The sequence below is a fragment of the Nocardia sp. NPDC102475 genome, assembly GCF_055584605.1.
Genome location: NZ_JBVJLS010000016.1, coordinates 87,512 through 105,991, shown reverse-complemented (window position 1 = coordinate 105,991; position 18,480 = coordinate 87,512). Strand labels below are relative to the sequence as shown.

Below are 18,480 nucleotides of genomic sequence, written 5' to 3'. Positions count from 1 at the left end.
GCCATCATTCCTTTCTGAACTGACTCAGCCAGCTGTCGAGCTGGCTGTCGAGAAGCTCACGCGACTCGGTCAGCTTCTGGAGGGCGTTGGGGGTGCCGACGAGTTTCCCGAGCGCCTTGGCCTCTCCTTGCCGGTCGCCGAGCTCGCGGTAGAGGTTAAAAGTCTGCTGATACAACTCGACTGCCCCCGCGTGGTCACCACCCGCACGACGCGCCTGCGCGAGTTCATAGAGGGCGTCGGCTTCGCCGTGCCGGTTGCCGAGTTCGCGGTAGATGACCAGGGCCTGCTGGAGCAGCTCGCCCGCCACCGGATATTCACCAATCGCAAAGCGCACTCGGCCAAGCTCGTAGAGGGTGTTGGCTGCGTTGCTCCGTGCACCGATCTCGCGGTCGATGGCCTGTGCCTGCAGATACAATTCGACAGCGGAAGCGTAGTTTCCAGTCACGTAGCGACCGAAACCGAGCTCGAAGAGGGTGTTGGCTTCGCCGTGCCGACTGCCGACTTCGTGGTAGATAACCAGGGCCTGCTGGAACAACTCCGCCGACGCCGAATACTCCGCACTCGCACGATGCATTCGGCCGAGGTCGTAGAGGATGTCGGCTTCACCGAGCCGGACACCGAGTTCGCGGTAGACGACCTGCGCCTGCTGGAACAACTCGCCCGCCACCGAGTGCTCACCGGTCGTCGAATGTATTCGGCCGAGCTCGTATCGGATGTCGGCTTCACCGTGCCGGTCGCCGAGTTCGCGGTAGATGACCAGGGCCTGCTGCAACAACTCGCCCGCCACCGAGTGCTCACCGGTCGTCGAATGTATTCGGCCGAGCTCGTAGAGGATGTTGGCTTCGCCGCGCCGGCTGCCGAGTTCGCGGTAGATGACCAGGGCCTGCTGCAACAACTCAGCCGAGATCGGATATTCACCAACCGCGAAGCGCACTCGGCCGAGCTCGGAGAGGATGTTGGCTTCGCCGGGCCGGTTGCCGAGTTCGCGGTAGATGGCCTGCGCCTGCTGGAACAATTCGGCCGCCGTCGAGTATTCACTAACGGCGAGACGCACTCGGCCGAGGTCGCAGAGGGTATCGGCTTCGCCGAGCCGGTCGCCGAGTTCGCGGTAGATGGCCTGCGCCTGCCGACACAACTCGGCCGACATCGCAAGCTGACCCTTTGTCTGATGTATCAAGTTCAGCTGGTAGAGCGTGTCGGCTTCCGCTTGGCGGTTACCGAGTTCGCGGTGGATGTCCAACGCCTGCTGGAACCACTCAGCCGCAACGGAATACTCCCTGATCATGTAACGGGCACGACCGAGCTGGTAAAGGGAGTCGGCCTCACCAAGTCGAATGCCGAGTTCGCGGTAGATGTCCAACGCCAGCTGAAACCACTCAGCCGCGGCCTTGTACGCATCTGTAGCAAAACGGGCCAAGCCGAGCTGGTAGAGGGAGTCGGCCTCGTCGTACCGGTCTCCGATTTCTCGGTGGATGTCCAACGCCAGCTGAAACCACTCGGCCGCAACGGAATACTCCCTGATCATGTAACGGGCACGACCGAGCTGGTAAAGGGAGTCCGCCTCACCACGTCGATCACCGAGTTCGCGACAGATGCCCAACGCCAGCTGAAACCACTCAGCCGCAACGGAATACTCGACGGCCCGGTACCAGGTACGACCGAGCTCGTAGAGAGCAAAGACTTGATGATGACGATCACCGAGTTCGCGGTAGATGGCCAACGCCAGCTGATAGAGCTCTGCCGCCGCCGAATACTCATTTGTCTCGGAACGTACTGCCCCGAGACCGACAAGAGTGGTGGCTTCGCCAGCGGAGTGGCCGAGTTCGCGGTAGATGTCCAACGCCAGCTGATACCACTCGGCCGCCGCCGAATAGTCACCTGCTGTACTTTGGGTCCAGCCGAGCCCGAAGAGAGTGTCCGCTTCGTCGCATCGCTTGCCGAGTTGGCGATAGATGCCGAGCGCCTCGTGATACCACTCGACGGCCGCCGAGTACTCACCGAGCGCATAGTGGGTCCAACCGAGGTAGAAAAGGGAACCGGCGGCATCGGGCAGGCTTGCGATCCGGCGGGCGGTCGCGGCGGCGCGCTGGTGGAGTTCAATCGCCAGGGGCCAGGGGCCGTCTGCTACGAGCAGTTCGGTGAGCATGCTGGTCAGGGCGATCAGCTGAGTCGGCCGATTGTGGGCCGCAGTGTAATCAATACAGGCCAGCAGGTTTTCGCGTTCGATCCGCATCCAATCCAACATCGGCTGATCGGGGTTGGTGCCGGTGGTCTGATAGTGCTCCAAGAGCCGATCCACAGCATCGGTGCGGTCTTGGATCGGGTCGCCATCTGCAACGGCGTGGGCGTATTCGCGTACCAGATCGTGAAGTCGGTAGCGGCCGGCACCAATCTCGTCGAGCAGGTGGTCGGTATAGAGCGCGTCCAGTTCGTTGCGCGCGACCTCGGCGGGCATTTCAGCGAGAGCAGCGACAGCATAGGCTTCGAGGTCCGGGCCCGGGTGCAGCCCCAGCCGCCGGAACAATCGCTGCCGCCCAGCGGGCAGATCCTCGTACGACAGCGTGAACGAGGCCTTCACCGCGCGATGGCGCGCATCGAGGTCTATATGGATCAGGCGGTCGTTCGTCGCGGCAAAATCGGCGGCCAGCGCGGGAACCGTCCAGCTCGGGTGAGATGCGAGCCGTCTGGCCAGCAGTGTGATCGCCAACGGCAGATACCCACACAACCGCACGATCTCCGCGACCGCGGGCTGGTCAGCATCGGCCGGGGCGCGGCCTGCCATCGTGCTGAACAAACCCGCCGCAGCACCGGGGTCGAGGGTATCGACCGAGACCGTCACCGCCGCGCCGAGCGTGCTCAGGCGCCGTCTGCTGGCGATCACCGTCAAACATCCAGTCCCCGACGGCAGCAACGGTTCGACCTGCGCCGGGTCGAGCGCATCGTCAAGCACCAGCAACACCCTCCGATCACGGGTCCGGTCCACCCACAGATCTCGGCGCGCACCGACAGGTTCGGGAATAGTGCCTGGCTCGACACCCAGATTGGTCAGCAGTCGTGCCAGCAGGTCGGCGGATTCGGCCGGTGTCTGTTCAGGGGTATGGGCGTTGAGGTCGAGGAAGTAGCGACCATCGGGGAACCTGTCGGCCAGCAGATGCGCAACCCTGGTCACCAGCGCGGTCTTACCCGCACCAGCCATACCATCCACCGCGACCACCCGAGCTGTTTCCGCGGCGGCGAGGATCTGCTGTACCTCATTGTCACGGCCGACGAAAGTATCCAGATCAGGGCGTAATGTGTCGATCACTCCCGCGTGCGGGGGAGGACGTTGCTGCTGATCACCATCGGGGGTGCGCCGCCGCTGAAGATCGGTGATCGCGTAGGCGACACGGTTTTTCAGCGTGAGGTAGCTGCGGTGACGAACCGAGTCGGGACGGACGATCGAGAAATGGTCTCCTGGCAACGCGCCCACGAACCGGTCGGGGAACACCGACCTGGCCGACTGCGGCGACACCACTCCGTCGCTTTCAGCGGCGAACAGCCACATCGGAATCCGCATCGCTGGATCCTCGGCGTGCACGATCCGATTCAGCACCTCCTTACGGTTCGCGGTGATCTGCCGGTTGATCGGACGCAGCGACCGTTCCTGCCGGTTACGCAGCATCGGCACCATCGACAGCCACTTGCGCGCGGAGTACAGCAACAACGATCCCTCGTTCGGACAGGAGAACATCACGATCCCCGCGATTGACGCCAACTCCTCGGTCGTCCCTCCACGCACTCGATCCGCCAGATACTGCTGCACCACCAATCCACCCATACTGTGGGTCACCAACACCACCGCACGCCCCGCCGGGACTTCATCGACAAGCTTGACCCGCAGACTCTCCGCCACCTCCGACAACGCAGGAATCCGCCGCAATGGATGCAACTGGAACGGGCGAGTGTCATAGGCGAATTTGTCCACCTCGACACTGCCAGCGAATTCCTTATCATCAGCGATCACCTCTTCGAACGCCTCCCACGTCTGCGCCCCCGAGATGAACCCGTGCACGAACACCACGCTCGTCAGCGAACCCACAACCCCTCCTGACATCGCCGACATCAGCTCTCCCCGACCGGCATTCGAGGCGCACCCCGGCTTCACCCATTCATCGTGACCGACAAACCAGCGTTACGACACACCGATCCACCTCGTCCACACCCGGTGAACCCGCAGCCCATAGCGTGTTTTATGGTTCGGCCGTGTCCCGATCCGCTTCGTATGACGTATCTCGATCTCCCGTTACTGCAGACGATCTCGACCGTGCCGTGCAACTTGCCGTAGCGACCCTTGGTGAGGCGGACCCAATGGCGTGGCACGGCAAGGCCGGATCGCTGGAATGGGACTGCTGGGAAACCGTTGAGCACCTCAGTGACGATCTCTTCGCGTACGCCGTTCAACTGGGTCCCCGGACACCACCCTTGGATAGCGAGGTTGCCTTTGTGTGGGAGAGTCGACGGCCTGGCGGCCCAGCGAACGCCATTCACGCGAACCGCGCGGCTGGGCCCGCCGGTCTGTTGCAGGTACTCGAGGCCAGCGGCGCCCTGCTGGTTGCCATCGTGCGCACGACGTCTCCGCAGACCCGCGCCTACCACGTTTTCGGGGTCTCGGACCCAGAGGGTTTCGCCGCAATGGGAATCGTTGAGGCCCTGGTACATACGCATGATCTGGCCCAAGGGCTCGAGCTCGCCTGGAGCCCGCCCGCCGATCTGTGCTCGCGCGCACTCACCCGGCTATTTCCGGACGCACCGGCGTCCACTGATCCGTGGACCACTCTGCTGTGGGCTACTGGACGCGCCGAACTAACCGGATGCCCGTCCCTCACCACATGGCGCTGGGACGGCACACCCCGGGCGTAGGACTCGGGTTCCTGGCTCCCAGGAGAGGCCCGCACCGACAGAGAACGATCACCGCGAGCATCGCACCGCCACCCACGATGACCAAGCCCGTCGGCCATGCCCGACGGCTCGCCGTTGCGCGGGGCACGGCACCCGATCAGTCGGATGCTGGGAGGGGCCTGGCTTCCTTGAGCACCAGCACTTCGCCGTCGATGGCGGGGACACCGGGACCTGGCTTGGTGCACAGCAATTCGACTGTCGCATCGGCGTTTGTGTAGCGCTTGCCTATGGCGGTGCCGCCGTTGGAGGCGTTCGGGGCGGTGCCGTTCTTTTCCGCGGCGGAGAGGACTGCGGGGACGCCACCAATGGTGAGTTCGATCGGATCGGCTGGGATCCGCACGACGATTAGTTCTGTTGAGTCGACTGCGCTGAAGATGCGGGTGCCGGGCTTCAGGGATAGGGGCATGGATTCTACCTCTCTAACGGGCGCTCAGGTCTTCGAGGACGAGTCTGCGCAGGAGCTTTCCGGTGTCGGTGTGCGGCAAGGAGTTTCGGAAGACGATTGTTTCCGGGGTTTTCGAGCCGCGGAGGCGGGACCGGACGAGGGTGCGTAGTTCTTCGTCGGTTGCGAAGGCGCCTGCGCGGAGTACTACTGCGGCGGCGAGGGTTTGGCCCCATTCGTCGCTCGGGGGGCCGACTACGCAGGCCTGGACTACTGCGGGGTGGGACAGGAGGACTTCTTCGATCTCTGCGGGGGCTATGTTTTCGCCGCCTCGGATGATCGTGTCGTCGGCTCTGCCTTCGATGTATAGATATCCCTCGGGGTCCACGTGGCCCTTGTCGCGGGTGCAGAACCAGCCGTCGGCGTCTAGCAGACTGCCGGTGGCGTATTCGCCGGAGATCTGGTCTCCGCGTAGGAAGATGACGCCTGACTTCCCCGGGGGCAGGGCGTGGCCGTCGTCGTCGCGGATCTCGATCTCGATTGTGGGGAGGACCTGGCCCGCCGAGGACAAGCGGGCTTGGATCAGTGGGTCGTTGGAAAGGAGTGCGGCTCGGTGGTCTTCGGGGGCGAGGATGGCGATTGTCGATGCTGTTTCGGTCAAGCCGTAGGCGTTGACGAATCCGACGTCGGGGAATCGCGTAAGTGCCTCGCGCAGTATGCGTTCGGAAACTTTCGCGCCGCCATACGAGAGGGAGCGCAGCGTCGGGAGGGGCGCGCTATCGAATCCGGCTACCGCGTCCACGATGCGCGCCAACATTGTCGGGACCACCATCGCGTTGGTTATGGCTTCCGTGCGGACCGTGTCGAGCCATGCCGATGGATCGAAGGCGCGCAGGTACACCAGTCGGCGCCCGGCGAACAAGTTCGACAGCATGTTGGCGACGCCTGCGACGTGGTAGGGCGGGACTGAAACCAGTACTGCCTCTTCGGGATCGGCGCTGCCGAATTCGACGGTGTTCAGCAGGTAGGCCATCAGGTGTCGGTGCCTGAGCAGCGCCGACTTGGGGGCTGCCGTTGTGCCGCTGGTGTACAGCACGACCGCCACCGCGTCGTCGTCGAACCACGGATCCATGGGCGGCACGTCGGTGGGCAGACCGGCCAGCCAGTCGTCGAAGACGAGTGCACCTGCTGACACTCGCGGCGCGGTCGCCGCGTCTGCCAGCACGAGTGCCTCTGGCTGCCGTTCGATCAGACTGTTCAGTTGGGTGTCGTCCAACCGGTAGTTCACCGGCACGAACGGCACCCCCGCGCACGCCGCGGCCAACAGAGCCACCGGCAGCAGTGGATGGTTCTCCCCCGCGTAAACCAGCGCGGGAGAATCGCGCAGCGTGGCTGCTCCACCCTTCGCCATGGCACCGAGTTCGGCCCCGGTCACTCGCCGGTCGGCGTCGCCCAACAGGATACGGTCGGCGAAGCCCGACTCGATCATCTCGACCATTGCTGAGAGATGCATGTCTTCAACAACTTTCGGAATGTATGGTGGCGTGATTCGCTGCGACATAACCGAATACCGCTGAGGCGGCGATACTCGCCCCCGCTCCGAGGTACTTCCGTCCCATCACAGAGGCAGTGCAGTTGCCAGTCGCATACAGACCGCTGATCGGCTCCCCATCGGCATTCAATACTCGGGAGAACTCGTCACAGAGCAGCCCGCCACTGGTACCGATATCGCCGGGGTAGAGCGCGGCCGCGTAGAACGGCCCCTTCTCGATCGGACCCAGGCTCGGATTCGGCTGGTGGGTGCGGTCACCATAGAACCGCTCGTGGTCGCCCTCGCCGCGATGGAAGTCCTCATCGACGCCGGTTTCGGCGAACAGATTGAACCGATCGATCGTCTCGCGGAGCGTGTCGGCGGGGATATCGCACTGGCGCGCAAGCTCTTCCAGGGTGTCAGCACGCTTCAGCACACCGCCGGTGATCAACTCCTTCGGGGTCCAGCCCGCGGGGGCCATCCCGAACGTGTAGTGCGACCGATGACGCGAATCGATGATGAGCCAGGACGGAACCGCCGCGCCGTTCTCGCGATGCCGCGCGTACATCTGCTGACCGGCCTCCTGATACGAGCACGCCTCGTTGAAATATCGAAGGCCTTGCGCATCGACGATGAGCGAGCCCGGCTTGCACCGCTCGGACAGGCACATGCCGGGGGTGCCGTCGGGCATGATCCACGAGGGCATCCACCATGCCTCGTCCAGCATGTCGGTCGCGGCTCCCAGGCCAGTCGCGATCTGAATGGCCTCCCCGGTGTCCCCCGGGTTGGCCGAGGTCCAGTCGGCGCCGACAGGTAGCCCGTCCGAGTGCTCCTTGCGCATCGCCTCGTTGCGGGCGAAACCGCCTGCGGCGAGCAGGATTCCGTCCCGGGCACGAACGCGCACGTCCTTGCCGTCGCGATGGATGACGGCACCGACGACCCGGCCGTCTTCGACGACGAGATCCGTTAGCGCGGACTCGGTCCAGATCGGCACCTCGCGCCGCAGCAGCGCATCGATCAATCGGGCGATCAAGGCCGCGCCATTGGCCGCCAACTTCTTTCCGCGAATGCGCCCGCCGACCGTGCGCCGCCCGACCCTGGCCAGGGTGGCCATGCCGATTCGCGTGCGCATCAACGACATCGCCCCCGCCTCCACGGTGTAGATCACCATGGCGCCTGAGAAGCCGGGCCGGATCCGGTCGAACCACGCACCGAGCTTCTTCTTGTCGAAGACCTCCGGTTCGATCGACCTGCCCCGCGCAGATCCGCCTTCAATCCCACGGACTCCGGCGTAGTAGTCGCTGTACCCTTCGCAGCGCCGAAATTCCAGACCCTCGGATTCGAGGAACCCGACCATCTCGATTCCGGAATTGATGTAGGTCAGTCTCCGGGCCGGAGACGATGCCGGGCCCGCATCACCGACAACGGAGTCGAAATAGGCCAGGGCGGTGTCGAGCGAATCGGATACATCCTCGCGCTGCATGAGTAGATTGTTGGGCAGCCACATCACGCCACCCGACATGCAGGTCGATCCGCCGAGCAGGTCGGACTTCTCCACGACGAGAACATCTTTGCCGAGGGCACGGGCACGCAATGCGCCGACGACCCCGGCACCGCTGCCGACGACCAGGAAGTCGGTCGTGTGGTCCCAGTCGTTCATCACTTTCCCCTGCCCATTGCAGGCGCCTGCCCTATGACACCGTCGTTTGCCAGTGCGGCGATCTCGGATTCACTGAGTCCGAGTCCTGCCAGCACTTCCTGGTTGTGCTCCCCCAACAACGGCGCGTGGCGCGTATGCCACCGTTCAGGACCGTCCGACAAGGTGAACGGCACCGTGCTGTGCCGGACCGTCGGGTTCACCGGATGCTCGACATATTCATAGAAGCCGCGCGACTCGAGCTGCGGCAATTCGGCGATGCGATGCGGTTGCATCACTTTGGCCACCGGAACTCCGGCATCCCACAGGATTTGGACGATCTCCCCCGCGCTGCGCTGCCCACACCACGCGGCGAGATTCTTGTCGATGAGGTCGTGCTGCTCGCGACGCCCGCTGGCGGTGGATAACTCCAGCTCCGTCGCCCAGTCCGGTCGACCGATCGCTTCGCGCAGACCCGACCATTGCTCATCGGTGGCGACCGCGACTGCGACCCAGGAGTCGTTGCCGCCGTATTCGTCGACATCGGCGGTCCGGTAGAGGTTCTGCGGCGCCGCCTCCGGTCCCCGATTACCGTCGCGCACAAGGAGTTGCCCGTATGCGGAGTGCTCGATGACCTGTTCGGCGGCGACGTTCATCGCGGCGTCCACCATCGCCGCCTCGACGAGCATGCCCGCGCCGGTGCGCCGCCGATGTTCCAGCGCGAGCAGCAGCGCGTTGAGGGCGTGCAGACCGGCATTCGGATCGCCGATCGAGAACGGCTCGACCGGGTTCTGATCGGGATGGCCGGTCAACCAAGTGAGTCCGGACGCATCCTCGATGATGTAGGCGAAGGCCGGATTGTCCCGCCACGGCCCGTCGAGGCCGAATCCCGGCATCCGGACCATGATCGCGTCGGGGCGCAGGCTGCGCACCGTCTCGTAGTCGAGCCCGATCTGCTCGAGCACCCGGGGGGTGTAGTTCTCGACGATGACGTCGCAGCTCTGGATCAGCCGGTGCAGCACCTCGATCCCGCGCTCGCTTCGGAAGTCCAGCGTCACGCTCTTCTTGTTGGTGTTCAGGCTCGAGAATATCGGCGAACGTTCCCACCACTGTTCCTCACTGAGCGGGACACCGGCGATGAGCCGGGTTCCGTCGGGCCGGGTGGTCGACTCGACGTGGATCACTTCGGCACCGAGCATGGCGAGCAAGTGCGTGCAGGACGGCCCGGCCCAGAAGGCGGTCATATCCAGCACGCGAAGTCCGTTGAAGGGCAACCCTTTCGCGCCGTCTCGTCGAGCTGCCGGGGGTGTGGCGCGATATCGTTCCCCGTGCTCGTCGAGGCGGGGGGCGGGCCGAGGCGCCGGCGGTGGCTCGGATCCCAGGCGGAACGGCGGGGCGGGCTGGGTGTAGCCGTCGCGGGGGTTGGCCACGAATGATCCGCGCGCCCGGTAATGCTCCATCTCGGCGATGTTCTCGCCATTGGCCACCAGGGAATTGGGAATTCTGAAAGCCGTTGCCAGCTCCCGGATTTCCTCGACGGTGTGCTCGGCGAACCAGGGGGCGATTTCACTCGCCAGGTCGCCCGCCCGCCCGCTGATCGAGAACGGCGCGCTCTCGTCGATCCACTCCGGATGCCCGACCATCGCGCACAGGTCGAACCACTGCTGCGCGGTCCCGCACCCGACGGCCACCATTCCGTCCTTGGCGCTGGCCACTCCGGGCACCATGAGCCCTCGCCCCGGCCGCATCAGCCGACCCAGCGCCTCGAAGAAGGTGACGGAATAGTAAGTGAGACTGAGGATTTGGGTCTCGAGCATGGAAAGGTCGACCAGCTCGCCCACGCCGGTACCGAGTGTCCGCGCCCGCGATGCCAGGGTGCCCGCGGCGGCATAGGCCCCGGCAACCCATTCGCCGATTCGGCCTCCGACATAGACCGGAGCACGGTCTGGCGCGCCGCGACCGAGCCCGATGATCCCACCCGACCACGCCTGCAGCGTGAACTCGGTAGCCGGTCGATCCTGCCAGGGACCGTGCAGACCGAATGGGGTGATCGAGGTGACCGTCAGATGAGGATGCCGGTCATGAATGGCTTCCGGAGTGAACGACGGATGCTCCGCGACACTCGATCCGCGACTCCAGACCACCGCGTCCGCCCCCGCCAGCAGTCGGTCCACGAAGTCGATCTCATCCGGATCGGCGACGACACTGCGCTTCGAGCACGCGAGGAAACCGAACAGCGCGCCGTCGGCGCCGGCCGGGATTTCGGTGTGCGACGCCGACCAGCTGCGCAGCCGATCACCTTCCGGCGCTTCGACTTTGACGACCTCCGCGCCTGCATCGGCCAGCAGCTTCGTACAGTAAGCTCCGGCGATCCCACTGGAGAAATCGACGACGACATAACCATCGAGCGGTTCCACGAGCTAGTCCTTCCGCTCCCGAGCGCGCTTGCTCAGCCGCCATTCCGGCGGAAATTTGCTGTCGTTGTCCTTGACCGCGTTATTGATTCCGCGATTCATGGCCTGGTCGAACATCATGTCGTCGGTGTCGGGCGCCGCGAAGCCGCCGACCGTTTCGAAAAGTCCGCTGATCATGCTGCCCAGGTATTCGCCCTGGTACTGCTTCATGAACTCGAAGAAGGACTTCTGCATGAAAACCGTGTCCGTCGGCCGATTGCTGGCGCAGGCCTGTGCGTACTTGTCCACTTCCGCTTCCAGCTGGTCCCTCGGGACGACGCTGTTGAGGAAGTTGCACTGGTACATTTCGGCGGCGGTGAACGCTCGCCCGGTGAATACCATCTCCTGGAATTTGCGCAGGCCCATGGTCTGCGCCCACCACCACATGCGCGGCGCCCACCCGACGTAGCGGAAGGCCGGATGGCCGAACAGCGCGTCGTCGGAGGAGATCACCAGATCGGCGTCGGCGGCCTGATAGAAGTGCCACCCGTAGCAGTAGCCCTTCACCTCCAGAATGCTGATCTTCTTGAAATCCTGGAGGCTGCGAATTCCGGAGTGGGAGTTGGCATACCACGAGCTGAGTGTCGCGCCGTGCCGGAACGAACCCTGGGGCGGATAGGTGACTTCGTCTGCGCCGATGCGGAATTCGGCGAGCTTCGGCCCCTGATCGGGGCTGGTGTGCGCCGCCATGAATTCCGGCAGGTCGGCACCGGTGCCGAGATCATCGCCCTCGCCACGGATTACGAGCACCTTGACGTCGTCGTCGACACTTGCGCGGTGCAACAGGTCGGCGTAGCGCACCCGGGCGGCGATAGTCGGCGCATTGAGGTGGTCGGGCCGGTTGAAGGTGATCGTGGCGATCTTGGTTTTGGGATCCTTCTTGTAGAGGATGATTTCCTCGGCGGACGGCGCGGACTCACTCATTCGCTGCTCCAATCACGATGCCCGCGTTGGGAGTTCCACGACGGGCCGGACGTCAGCACCTCGGGTCCGTCTGCGGTGATGAGCACCATCTCCCGTCCGAAGACGGCGCCGATGCCCTGCTCCCAGACGTAACCGGTGACGGCTAGGACCATCCCGGGTTCCAGATGCTCCGCGGCGGCGGTGGCCGGAAGTTGCGGCGATACCACGGGTGCGTCGAACCCCAGCCCCAGCGCATGGGCCACCGGCAGTGGCGGCAGCGGTTCGCCCGCGGCCTCGTATGCGCTGAGGAACTCGCTGGCGAGTCGACCCGGCCGACAGGCACCGAGCAGACGCGACCAGAGCTGATCCCACCGCTCGTAGAGCGCACTTGTGCCGTCTTTCGGCGCCCACGTCGGCCAGGTCCGGCCGATCTGGGCGATGTAACCGTTGCCGATGACTCCCGCGGAGAAAGCCACCAGGTCGCCGGGCTGTGCGCGCCGGTCACCGGACGCGCGCCGCCACGGGTGATCCGGTGCGGTCACCCAGGCAGCGTCCTGGGTGGCCGGGGTACTCATGCCCCCGGCCGCCATCGCCTGCAACATGACTCCGGTCAGGGTCTTCTCGGTGACCCCGGGCCGCAGTTCGGCAACCGCCGCCGCCAGGCCCGCTTCCGCGATGCGGATCGAATCCCGAAGCACCACAATTTCTTCGGGAGTCTTGATCCGCCGGGCGGCACGCATGGCCTGTTCACCGTCGACCAGTTCCGCCTGTGGAAATGCCATCGGCAAGAACTGGGAGAACAGCGGGGACAGGGCATCTGTGCCCACCCGCCTGGCGGTGGCGGCACCGCCGATCTGGCGCAGCACCCCCACGAGGTTGAGCGGATTCCACATGATCCCGTACAGGTTTTCGTGCGGAATATCCTCGGGAACGCCTTCGTCCCAGGTGCTCAACAGATGAATGTCGCCGGTTTCGCGGACGAGGACGCATCCAGGACCGAACGGCCTGGTACCCGCGGTCCACAGCTGCGGTGTACCCGTGACATAGCGAATATTGGCCTGCCTGCCCAGTACGAGCAGGTCGAGGTCGTGGGCTTCCATCTGGGCCAGCACGCGCTCCCGTCGCCCGAGACGGAGTGCGCGTTCGTCGGCCAGGATCTCAGTTGCCATAGGGCGCGTAGGTGTAGTCGGTCAACGGAATGAAGCCTTCCTCGGTGATCACGATGATCTCCTCGCTGCGGTAGCCCCCGGTGCCGTCCTCCCACACCACCGGTTCCAGCACCACCACCGTGCCCGGCGCGAGGACGAAGTTCTTGTCGAAGTCTTCGCCCAGATCCGTACCGATCATGGGCATCTCGGCGGGGCCGACACCGATGCCGTGCCCCAGATAGAAGTGGGGCAGCCAGGGCTTTTTACCACCGTTGGCGTCGATGGCCGCCCTGGCCAGTTCATTCAGCGAGGCTCCGGCGCGGGTCACCGAGAGGACCGCGTCCAGGATCTCCCGCCATCTGGTGAATTGCGCCTGCTGTCTAGGGGTGGGGTCCTGGCCCACCACCCAAGTCCGGCCGAAGTCGGAGCAGTAGCCGCCGTAGCTGATGCTCACGTCGGTCCACAGGACATCGCCGCGCGCCAACTCGCGTTCGGTCGTCAGCAAGGGCAGCGCGAGATCGTCGTGTACGGTCCAGACGCCTTCTGCCTTGCTTTCCGGCATGACCTGCCAGATGGGGTCGAGAATATTGGCGGTGGCGCCGAGTTCGAACGCCCGCCGCACGAAGGCCGCCGACAGATCGATCTGCCGGATTCCGGGTGCCAGCGCCGCGTGGACATCGACCATCGCGGTGTCGGTAATCCGGCACGCCGTGCGGATACAGGCCAGCTCGTCCTGGGTCTTGACCAATTTGGCCGCGCTGAGCACCAGAGCGGCGTCGGTGGGCGGACCGGACGGGAACAATTTCTGATCCGCGCGTCGCATCGCACCCGTGGACTGGTCCACTGCCACCCGCGCCCCGCTGGGGACGAGCTCGGCCAGGATCCGCGCGAAATCCGTTACACCTTCGTCGAATTCGAGATAGACCGGTCCGTGGACATAGTCCGCGGGCAGCTCGGATTCGGTGGCCGCGCCCTCCCGGAAGGGCAGGAACAGGTGCGGCCACTCGTCGTCTACCAGGACCACCGCGACCGGGCACTCGATATGCGAAAGACCGGCGTCGCCGAGCGGCCAGCTCGCTCCGGTCGCATACATGACGGATTGATCTTCGAGGAGTACCAGCGCGTCCACGCCCTGCTCCGCCATCGCCGCCCGTAACCGGGCTCCGGTTTCGCGCCGCATGCGGGCGCGATCCGGTTCGTCCGGAATCCGGATCGACGTCCCTACCGCTGTCGGAGAATTAGTCATTCGATACCCAGGAATTTCTTGATATTGCCGCTGACGATTTGAGCTGCCTTTTCCGGGCCGACGGCGTCGATGACCAGCTGCAGCGACTTCTCCGAATAGCCGAAAGTGCTTTCGTTATGCGGATAGTCCGTGGACCACATCACGTTGTCCACGCCGATCTGGTCGATCTGCTGCAAGCCGAGCGGATCCACCATGAACGCGGCGCTCATATGCTTGTTCCAGTAGTAGCGCACGTCGTGCTGCAGTTTCGGCTCGCACATGTGCTGGTAGGACGCATACAGATGCTCGCCGTCCTGCAGTGCCGACGGAACCCAGGCAATCCCGCCCTCGAACCAGCCGATCCGAAGTTTCGGATGCCGGTCGAGAATGCCGGAGAAGATGTACCTGCCGAACATCTCCCGGAACGAGTCGACATTGACCATCATCCCGACCACGATGGTATTGAACTCGCAGGGGGCCTTGAGCCCGGTCTCCCCGATGTGATGGGAAATGGGCACGCCCGAGGCTTCGATCTCGTCCCACACCGGGTCCATCGCCGTGCTCGCGTAGTCGATCTGGTTGCCGTCGGCGTCCGTACCGGGGTTGAGTGGCAGCAGAAAAGTCTTGAGCCCCAACGACTTCAGCTCTTCAAGGGTCCGGCGCGTACCGGCCGGATCCCACCAGTTGATCAGGCCCGCAGCGTAGAACCGTCCCTTGGAACGCTCCTGCAGCCCCGCCATGTACTGGTTGTAGATCCGGAACAGGCGCTCGCGCATTTCCTTGTCGGAATGGAAGAACAGCGCCAGGACGGCATTCGGAAACGCCAGCTCCTTGTAGACGCCGTCTTCGGCCAACTGCTCGATACGGGCCTCGAGGTTGCCGCTTGCCGCGCCGACGAGGTCGTCGTATTGCATCAGGACGGCACTGAACTCGGGCGGGAGGAACGAATGCCCGACGGCGCCGACCTGATAGGCCCCTTCCTCATACCAGATCCGCGGTGCCTGAGCCTTCAGCTCATCGGGAAGATACTGGAAGAAAATATCGTCCGAGAGCGAGATGTGATTATCGGCCGAGAACACCTCCGTGCCCGGGGGCAGACCCACGTCGCCCGTGGCGTTACCGTGCCGGTTCTTCGGCGCGCCGTAGCCCTCGGGTGGGTATAACGAGACGTTCTTCGTCGGGCTTGACATCACTTGCCTCCATGCATTTCTTGTAGGAATTGGTCACCACTCGACCGGCAGCTCGTAGACCCCAAAGGCCAGCCGGTCGTGCTTGAAATCGATCTGGTCGATCGTCGTCGCCAGCCGCAGCGTCGGAATACGCCGGAACAGTGTCTGGAAGACGATCTGCAGCTCCGCACGGGCGAGCTGCTGGCCAGGACATTGATGCCGCCCGTGACCGAATGCCATGTTCTGGTTGGCATTCGGGCGGTCGGAATCCAGCCGGTCCGGCTCGGGAAAGGTGTTCGGATCCCAGTTCGCCGGAGCCAGGTCGATGATGACGCCCTCCTCGGCACGGATTACCTCGCCACCGATCTCGATGTCCTCCATGGCAACTCGCCGCTGCCCGGTATGGATGATGCTGAGATACCGCAGCAGTTCCTCGATGGCGTTGGCCAGCACCTTCGGATCGTCGGTGTCCCGGACGACCGCCAGCTGTTCCGGATGCTCCAGCAGGGCGAGCACACCGAGACCGATCATGTTCGAGGTGGTCTCGTGCCCCGCGACCAGCAGGCCGACGCCCTGCATCGCGGCTTCCCATTTATCGATCTCACCGGCCTTGACCCGCTCCGCCAGATCGGACACCGCGTCCTCTGCCGGATTCTCGGCCTTGGCCTCCGTCAGCTCCGCCAGATAGTTGAGCAAGCCGAGGACATTCTGCTGCGACTCCTCTGCGGTGGTGTATCGACCCAAGCCGACATCACTGTGGCGCTGGAAGAATTCGTGGTCGGCGTAGGGCACGCCCAGCAGCTCACTGATGACCAGCGACGGCATCGGCAGCGCCAGCGCCGCGACGATATCGGCCGGTTTCGGACCGGCGAGTATGGCGTCGATATGCTCGTCGGTGATCTTCTGTATCACCGGCCGCAATGCCTCGACCCGCTTGAGCGCGAACGGTTTCGTCAGCATTCGCCGGTACCGGGCGTGTTCCTCCAGGTCCCGGTTGAACACCGACGCCGGACGCGAGTGCGACATCGCCTTCATGCCCTCGTTCCAGTGCGGAAATCCTGGGCGGCGATCGTCGACGCTGACCCGCGGGTCATAGAACAGCGACCGCGCTTCGGTGTATCCGGTGACAACCCACGGCTCGCTGCCGTCCCAGATCCGTACTCTGCTGAGCGGTTTCGCGGCGGCCATATCGAGCAGCTGAGGTGGCGGCGCGAAGGGGCAGCGCATCGAGCGCTCCATCGGATATTGGGGCACAGCGGCGTCGGTGGCGGTACCGATCGATGTTTCGGACATGGTCTCCGTCATTCCTCGATATGGATGGCGCGCGCGGGGCAGGCCGCAGCTGCCTGATGGACGTCGTCGGCCCGGTCTGGCGCCGGATGTTCGTTCAGCAATACGACGACGCCGTCCTCGTCGCGTTGGTCGAATACGTCGCCCGCGTACAGCGCGCACTGACCGTTCGCAAGGCATTTGTCTTGGTCGACAATCACTTTCATCGAACGTCCTTGACCTGGCTCTTCATGCCCGCGACGGTGCCACCGTCGACCGGCAGGATCGTGCCCGTCACATACGCCGACCGGTCGCTGCCGAAATACAGCGCGGCCTCGGCGACATCGCGAGCTTCGCCGTCTCGCCGCAGCGGTTTGGTATTTCGCATGATCTCGCGAGCGGCGCCGACAAATCTGTCGGCTTCCTCCGCACTCATGTTCGCGACGGCCGAGGCGAGCAGGGATGTCGGAATGTTTCCGGGTGCGATGCAATTGATTCGGATATCGGCGGCGGCGAATTCCATCGCGGCCGATTTGGTGAAATGTATTACCGCCGCTTTGGATGCGCGATATGACATCACGCTGGCGCCCGCCTGAATACCGCCGATCGAAGAGACATTGATGATCGAGCCGCCCCCGTTGGCAACCATATGGCGTGCCGCCTCCCGCGTTCCCGCCATCACACCGAGCAAGTTGACACCGAGCACCTGATGGAAATCGGCGAGGTCGTCATCGAGGAATCCGGCATGCATCGCACCGGAAATGCCCGCGTTGTTGACCATGATGTCGAGACCGCCGAATCGCTCGACGGCGGTGGCGACCAGCTGGGTGACCTGCTCGGGGTCCGCGACATCGGTCTTGGTGAAGATGACGTCCGCGCCGAGGCGTTCGGCCAGTTGTTCACCGCCATCCGAATCCCGGTCGGCGATGACGACCCGGGCGCCTTCGGCCGCGAACAGCTCGACAACGGCCTCACCGATTCCAGCCGCGCCGCCGGTAACGATGGCGACTTTGCCAGCTAATTCATTCACCACAGCGTGTATGCCTTTCATCGACGGCCGAATGAGCATTGGCGACCGGCTGCCGCCCGATACTCGGCGTGTGATACGAAAAATCTTGGACAACAAGGGATCCCATGCAGACTGGTCGAGTTTCACCAGGCGCTGCGCTCATGGCCGATGCTATTGACCGCACGAATTTCGCGGGTCGCCGTCTCACTCAGTAGAAAACCGAGTTACCGACCCGTATCGCGGCGATCAGCAGCTGGCCGGAGCGCCGCCCTGCAACTTCAGCAGACCGCAGAAGGTCGCCGCGGCGACCTTCCACTTCCCGTCGACGCTGATGGCCTTGCCCGCCTGATTCGGCAGGGCCGGGTTGCCGTTGATCAGGACGGTGTAGGTGACCGAGGCATGCGTGCTGTCGTCGAGCTTCACATTGGACACCGTCGCCGTGGAACCGGCAGCCATCGGACTGCTCGCCTGCGCCGCCAGCGTCGGGGCGAATGTCGAACCGTTCTCCACGAGACCGGCTTTCGTGTCGGCGGGGGTCTTGCCGTCGAAGAATGCGACGAAGGCGTCGGTGATTTCCTTGACCGCCGGGTCGTTCGAATCGGCCTGCGCGGAAGTGGCCTGCGCCGCCGGGGCGCTCGTCGCCGTCGTGGTGGTGCTCGCGGAGTCGTCGTTCGAGCTGGAACAACCGATGACAGTTGCCGAAACCACTGCCATGGCCCCGGCGGTGGCCAGTACACGGCGAACGAACAGATGGGTCATAGTGCGTCCTTGTGAAGGGGGGTGTGTTGGAAGACACATGAAAGCCCTCGATGACGCA

General features: G+C 64.3%; 14 protein-coding genes. 1 reads left to right on the top strand and 13 read right to left on the bottom strand.

Going from position 1 to position 18,480, the window contains the following annotated elements; all coding sequences use genetic code 11:
* Positions 1 to 4: 4 nt before the first annotated feature.
* A complete protein-coding gene (locus ACZ60G_RS27290; RefSeq protein WP_465813534.1) occupies positions 5 to 4,078 on the bottom strand; it encodes an alpha/beta fold hydrolase in 4,074 nt (1,357 codons plus the stop codon).
* Between the two features lie 269 nt (positions 4,079 to 4,347).
* Here ACZ60G_RS27290 and ACZ60G_RS27285 point away from each other — a divergent pair, with 269 nt between their 5' ends.
* Positions 4,348 to 4,899 carry a hypothetical protein gene (locus tag ACZ60G_RS27285; RefSeq protein WP_465813533.1) on the top strand — a complete coding sequence of 184 codons (552 nt, stop codon included), beginning with the start codon at positions 4,348 to 4,350 and terminating at the stop codon, positions 4,897 to 4,899.
* Positions 4,900 to 5,035: 136 nt separating this feature from the next.
* Here the strand turns inward: ACZ60G_RS27285 and ACZ60G_RS27280 are convergent, their stop codons facing one another.
* The 12 genes from ACZ60G_RS27280 to ACZ60G_RS27225 form a co-directional block, all read right to left on the bottom strand.
* Entirely contained in the window at positions 5,036 to 5,344 is a 309-nt protein-coding gene (locus ACZ60G_RS27280) for a hypothetical protein (RefSeq protein ID WP_465813532.1), read from the bottom strand.
* Positions 5,345 to 5,357: 13 nt separating this feature from the next.
* Positions 5,358 to 6,833: a class I adenylate-forming enzyme family protein gene (locus ACZ60G_RS27275; RefSeq protein WP_465813531.1), complete on the bottom strand. Its 1,476-nt coding sequence runs from the start codon at positions 6,831 to 6,833 to the stop codon at positions 5,358 to 5,360.
* Positions 6,834 to 6,837: 4 nt separating this feature from the next.
* Complete coding sequence (locus ACZ60G_RS27270) at positions 6,838 to 8,511, bottom strand: FAD-binding protein (protein ID WP_465813530.1); 1,674 nt, start codon at positions 8,509 to 8,511, stop codon at positions 6,838 to 6,840.
* Positions 8,511 to 10,904, bottom strand: coding sequence for a CaiB/BaiF CoA transferase family protein (locus tag ACZ60G_RS27265; RefSeq protein ID WP_465813529.1), 2,394 nt, complete (start codon positions 10,902 to 10,904; stop codon positions 8,511 to 8,513). The genes ACZ60G_RS27270 and ACZ60G_RS27265 overlap by 1 nt, the downstream gene beginning before the upstream one ends.
* Before the next feature lie 3 nt (positions 10,905 to 10,907).
* The gene (locus tag ACZ60G_RS27260) at positions 10,908 to 11,864 is read right to left on the bottom strand and encodes an enoyl-CoA hydratase/isomerase family protein (protein WP_465813528.1); all 957 of its coding nucleotides are present in this window, start codon (positions 11,862 to 11,864) and stop codon (positions 10,908 to 10,910) included.
* A complete protein-coding gene (locus ACZ60G_RS27255; RefSeq protein WP_465813527.1) occupies positions 11,861 to 13,012 on the bottom strand; it encodes a M24 family metallopeptidase in 1,152 nt (383 codons plus the stop codon). Before ACZ60G_RS27255 ends, ACZ60G_RS27260 begins: the two co-directional genes overlap by 4 nt.
* A complete protein-coding gene (locus tag ACZ60G_RS27250; protein ID WP_465813526.1) occupies positions 13,002 to 14,237 on the bottom strand; it encodes a M24 family metallopeptidase in 1,236 nt (411 codons plus the stop codon). Before ACZ60G_RS27250 ends, ACZ60G_RS27255 begins: the two co-directional genes overlap by 11 nt.
* A complete protein-coding gene (locus ACZ60G_RS27245) occupies positions 14,234 to 15,406 on the bottom strand; it encodes an amidohydrolase family protein (RefSeq protein WP_465813525.1) in 1,173 nt (390 codons plus the stop codon). The genes ACZ60G_RS27250 and ACZ60G_RS27245 overlap by 4 nt, the downstream gene beginning before the upstream one ends.
* A 33-nt stretch (positions 15,407 to 15,439) precedes the next feature.
* Positions 15,440 to 16,678 carry a cytochrome P450 gene (locus tag ACZ60G_RS27240; RefSeq protein ID WP_465813524.1) on the bottom strand — a complete coding sequence of 413 codons (1,239 nt, stop codon included), beginning with the start codon at positions 16,676 to 16,678 and terminating at the stop codon, positions 15,440 to 15,442.
* A gap of 8 nt (positions 16,679 to 16,686) precedes the next feature.
* Entirely contained in the window at positions 16,687 to 16,881 is a 195-nt protein-coding gene (locus ACZ60G_RS27235) for a ferredoxin (protein WP_397028129.1), read from the bottom strand.
* Positions 16,878 to 17,687: an SDR family NAD(P)-dependent oxidoreductase gene (locus tag ACZ60G_RS27230; protein ID WP_465813523.1), complete on the bottom strand. Its 810-nt coding sequence runs from the start codon at positions 17,685 to 17,687 to the stop codon at positions 16,878 to 16,880. The genes ACZ60G_RS27235 and ACZ60G_RS27230 overlap by 4 nt, the downstream gene beginning before the upstream one ends.
* A gap of 222 nt (positions 17,688 to 17,909) precedes the next feature.
* Positions 17,910 to 18,422 (bottom strand): MTB12 C-terminal domain-containing protein, encoded by a 513-nt coding sequence (locus ACZ60G_RS27225; protein WP_465813522.1) that lies wholly within the window; start codon positions 18,420 to 18,422, stop codon positions 17,910 to 17,912.
* Positions 18,423 to 18,480: the final 58 nt, after the last annotated feature.

Coding starts and splice junctions, on each gene's coding strand:
- ACZ60G_RS27285 (WP_465813533.1), top strand. CDS start 4,348: ATGGCGTGGCACGGCAAGGCCGGATCGCTGGAATGGGACTGCTGGGAA.
- ACZ60G_RS27280 (WP_465813532.1), bottom strand. CDS start 5,344: ATGCCCCTATCCCTGAAGCCCGGCACCCGCATCTTCAGCGCAGTCGAC.
- ACZ60G_RS27275 (WP_465813531.1), bottom strand. CDS start 6,833: ATGCATCTCTCAGCAATGGTCGAGATGATCGAGTCGGGCTTCGCCGAC.
- ACZ60G_RS27270 (WP_465813530.1), bottom strand. CDS start 8,511: ATGAACGACTGGGACCACACGACCGACTTCCTGGTCGTCGGCAGCGGT.
- ACZ60G_RS27260 (WP_465813528.1), bottom strand. CDS start 11,864: ATGAGTGAGTCCGCGCCGTCCGCCGAGGAAATCATCCTCTACAAGAAG.
- ACZ60G_RS27255 (WP_465813527.1), bottom strand. CDS start 13,012: ATGGCAACTGAGATCCTGGCCGACGAACGCGCACTCCGTCTCGGGCGA.
- ACZ60G_RS27250 (WP_465813526.1), bottom strand. CDS start 14,237: ATGACTAATTCTCCGACAGCGGTAGGGACGTCGATCCGGATTCCGGAC.
- ACZ60G_RS27245 (WP_465813525.1), bottom strand. CDS start 15,406: ATGTCAAGCCCGACGAAGAACGTCTCGTTATACCCACCCGAGGGCTAC.
- ACZ60G_RS27240 (WP_465813524.1), bottom strand. CDS start 16,678: ATGTCCGAAACATCGATCGGTACCGCCACCGACGCCGCTGTGCCCCAA.
- ACZ60G_RS27235 (WP_397028129.1), bottom strand. CDS start 16,881: ATGAAAGTGATTGTCGACCAAGACAAATGCCTTGCGAACGGTCAGTGC.
- ACZ60G_RS27225 (WP_465813522.1), bottom strand. CDS start 18,422: ATGACCCATCTGTTCGTTCGCCGTGTACTGGCCACCGCCGGGGCCATG.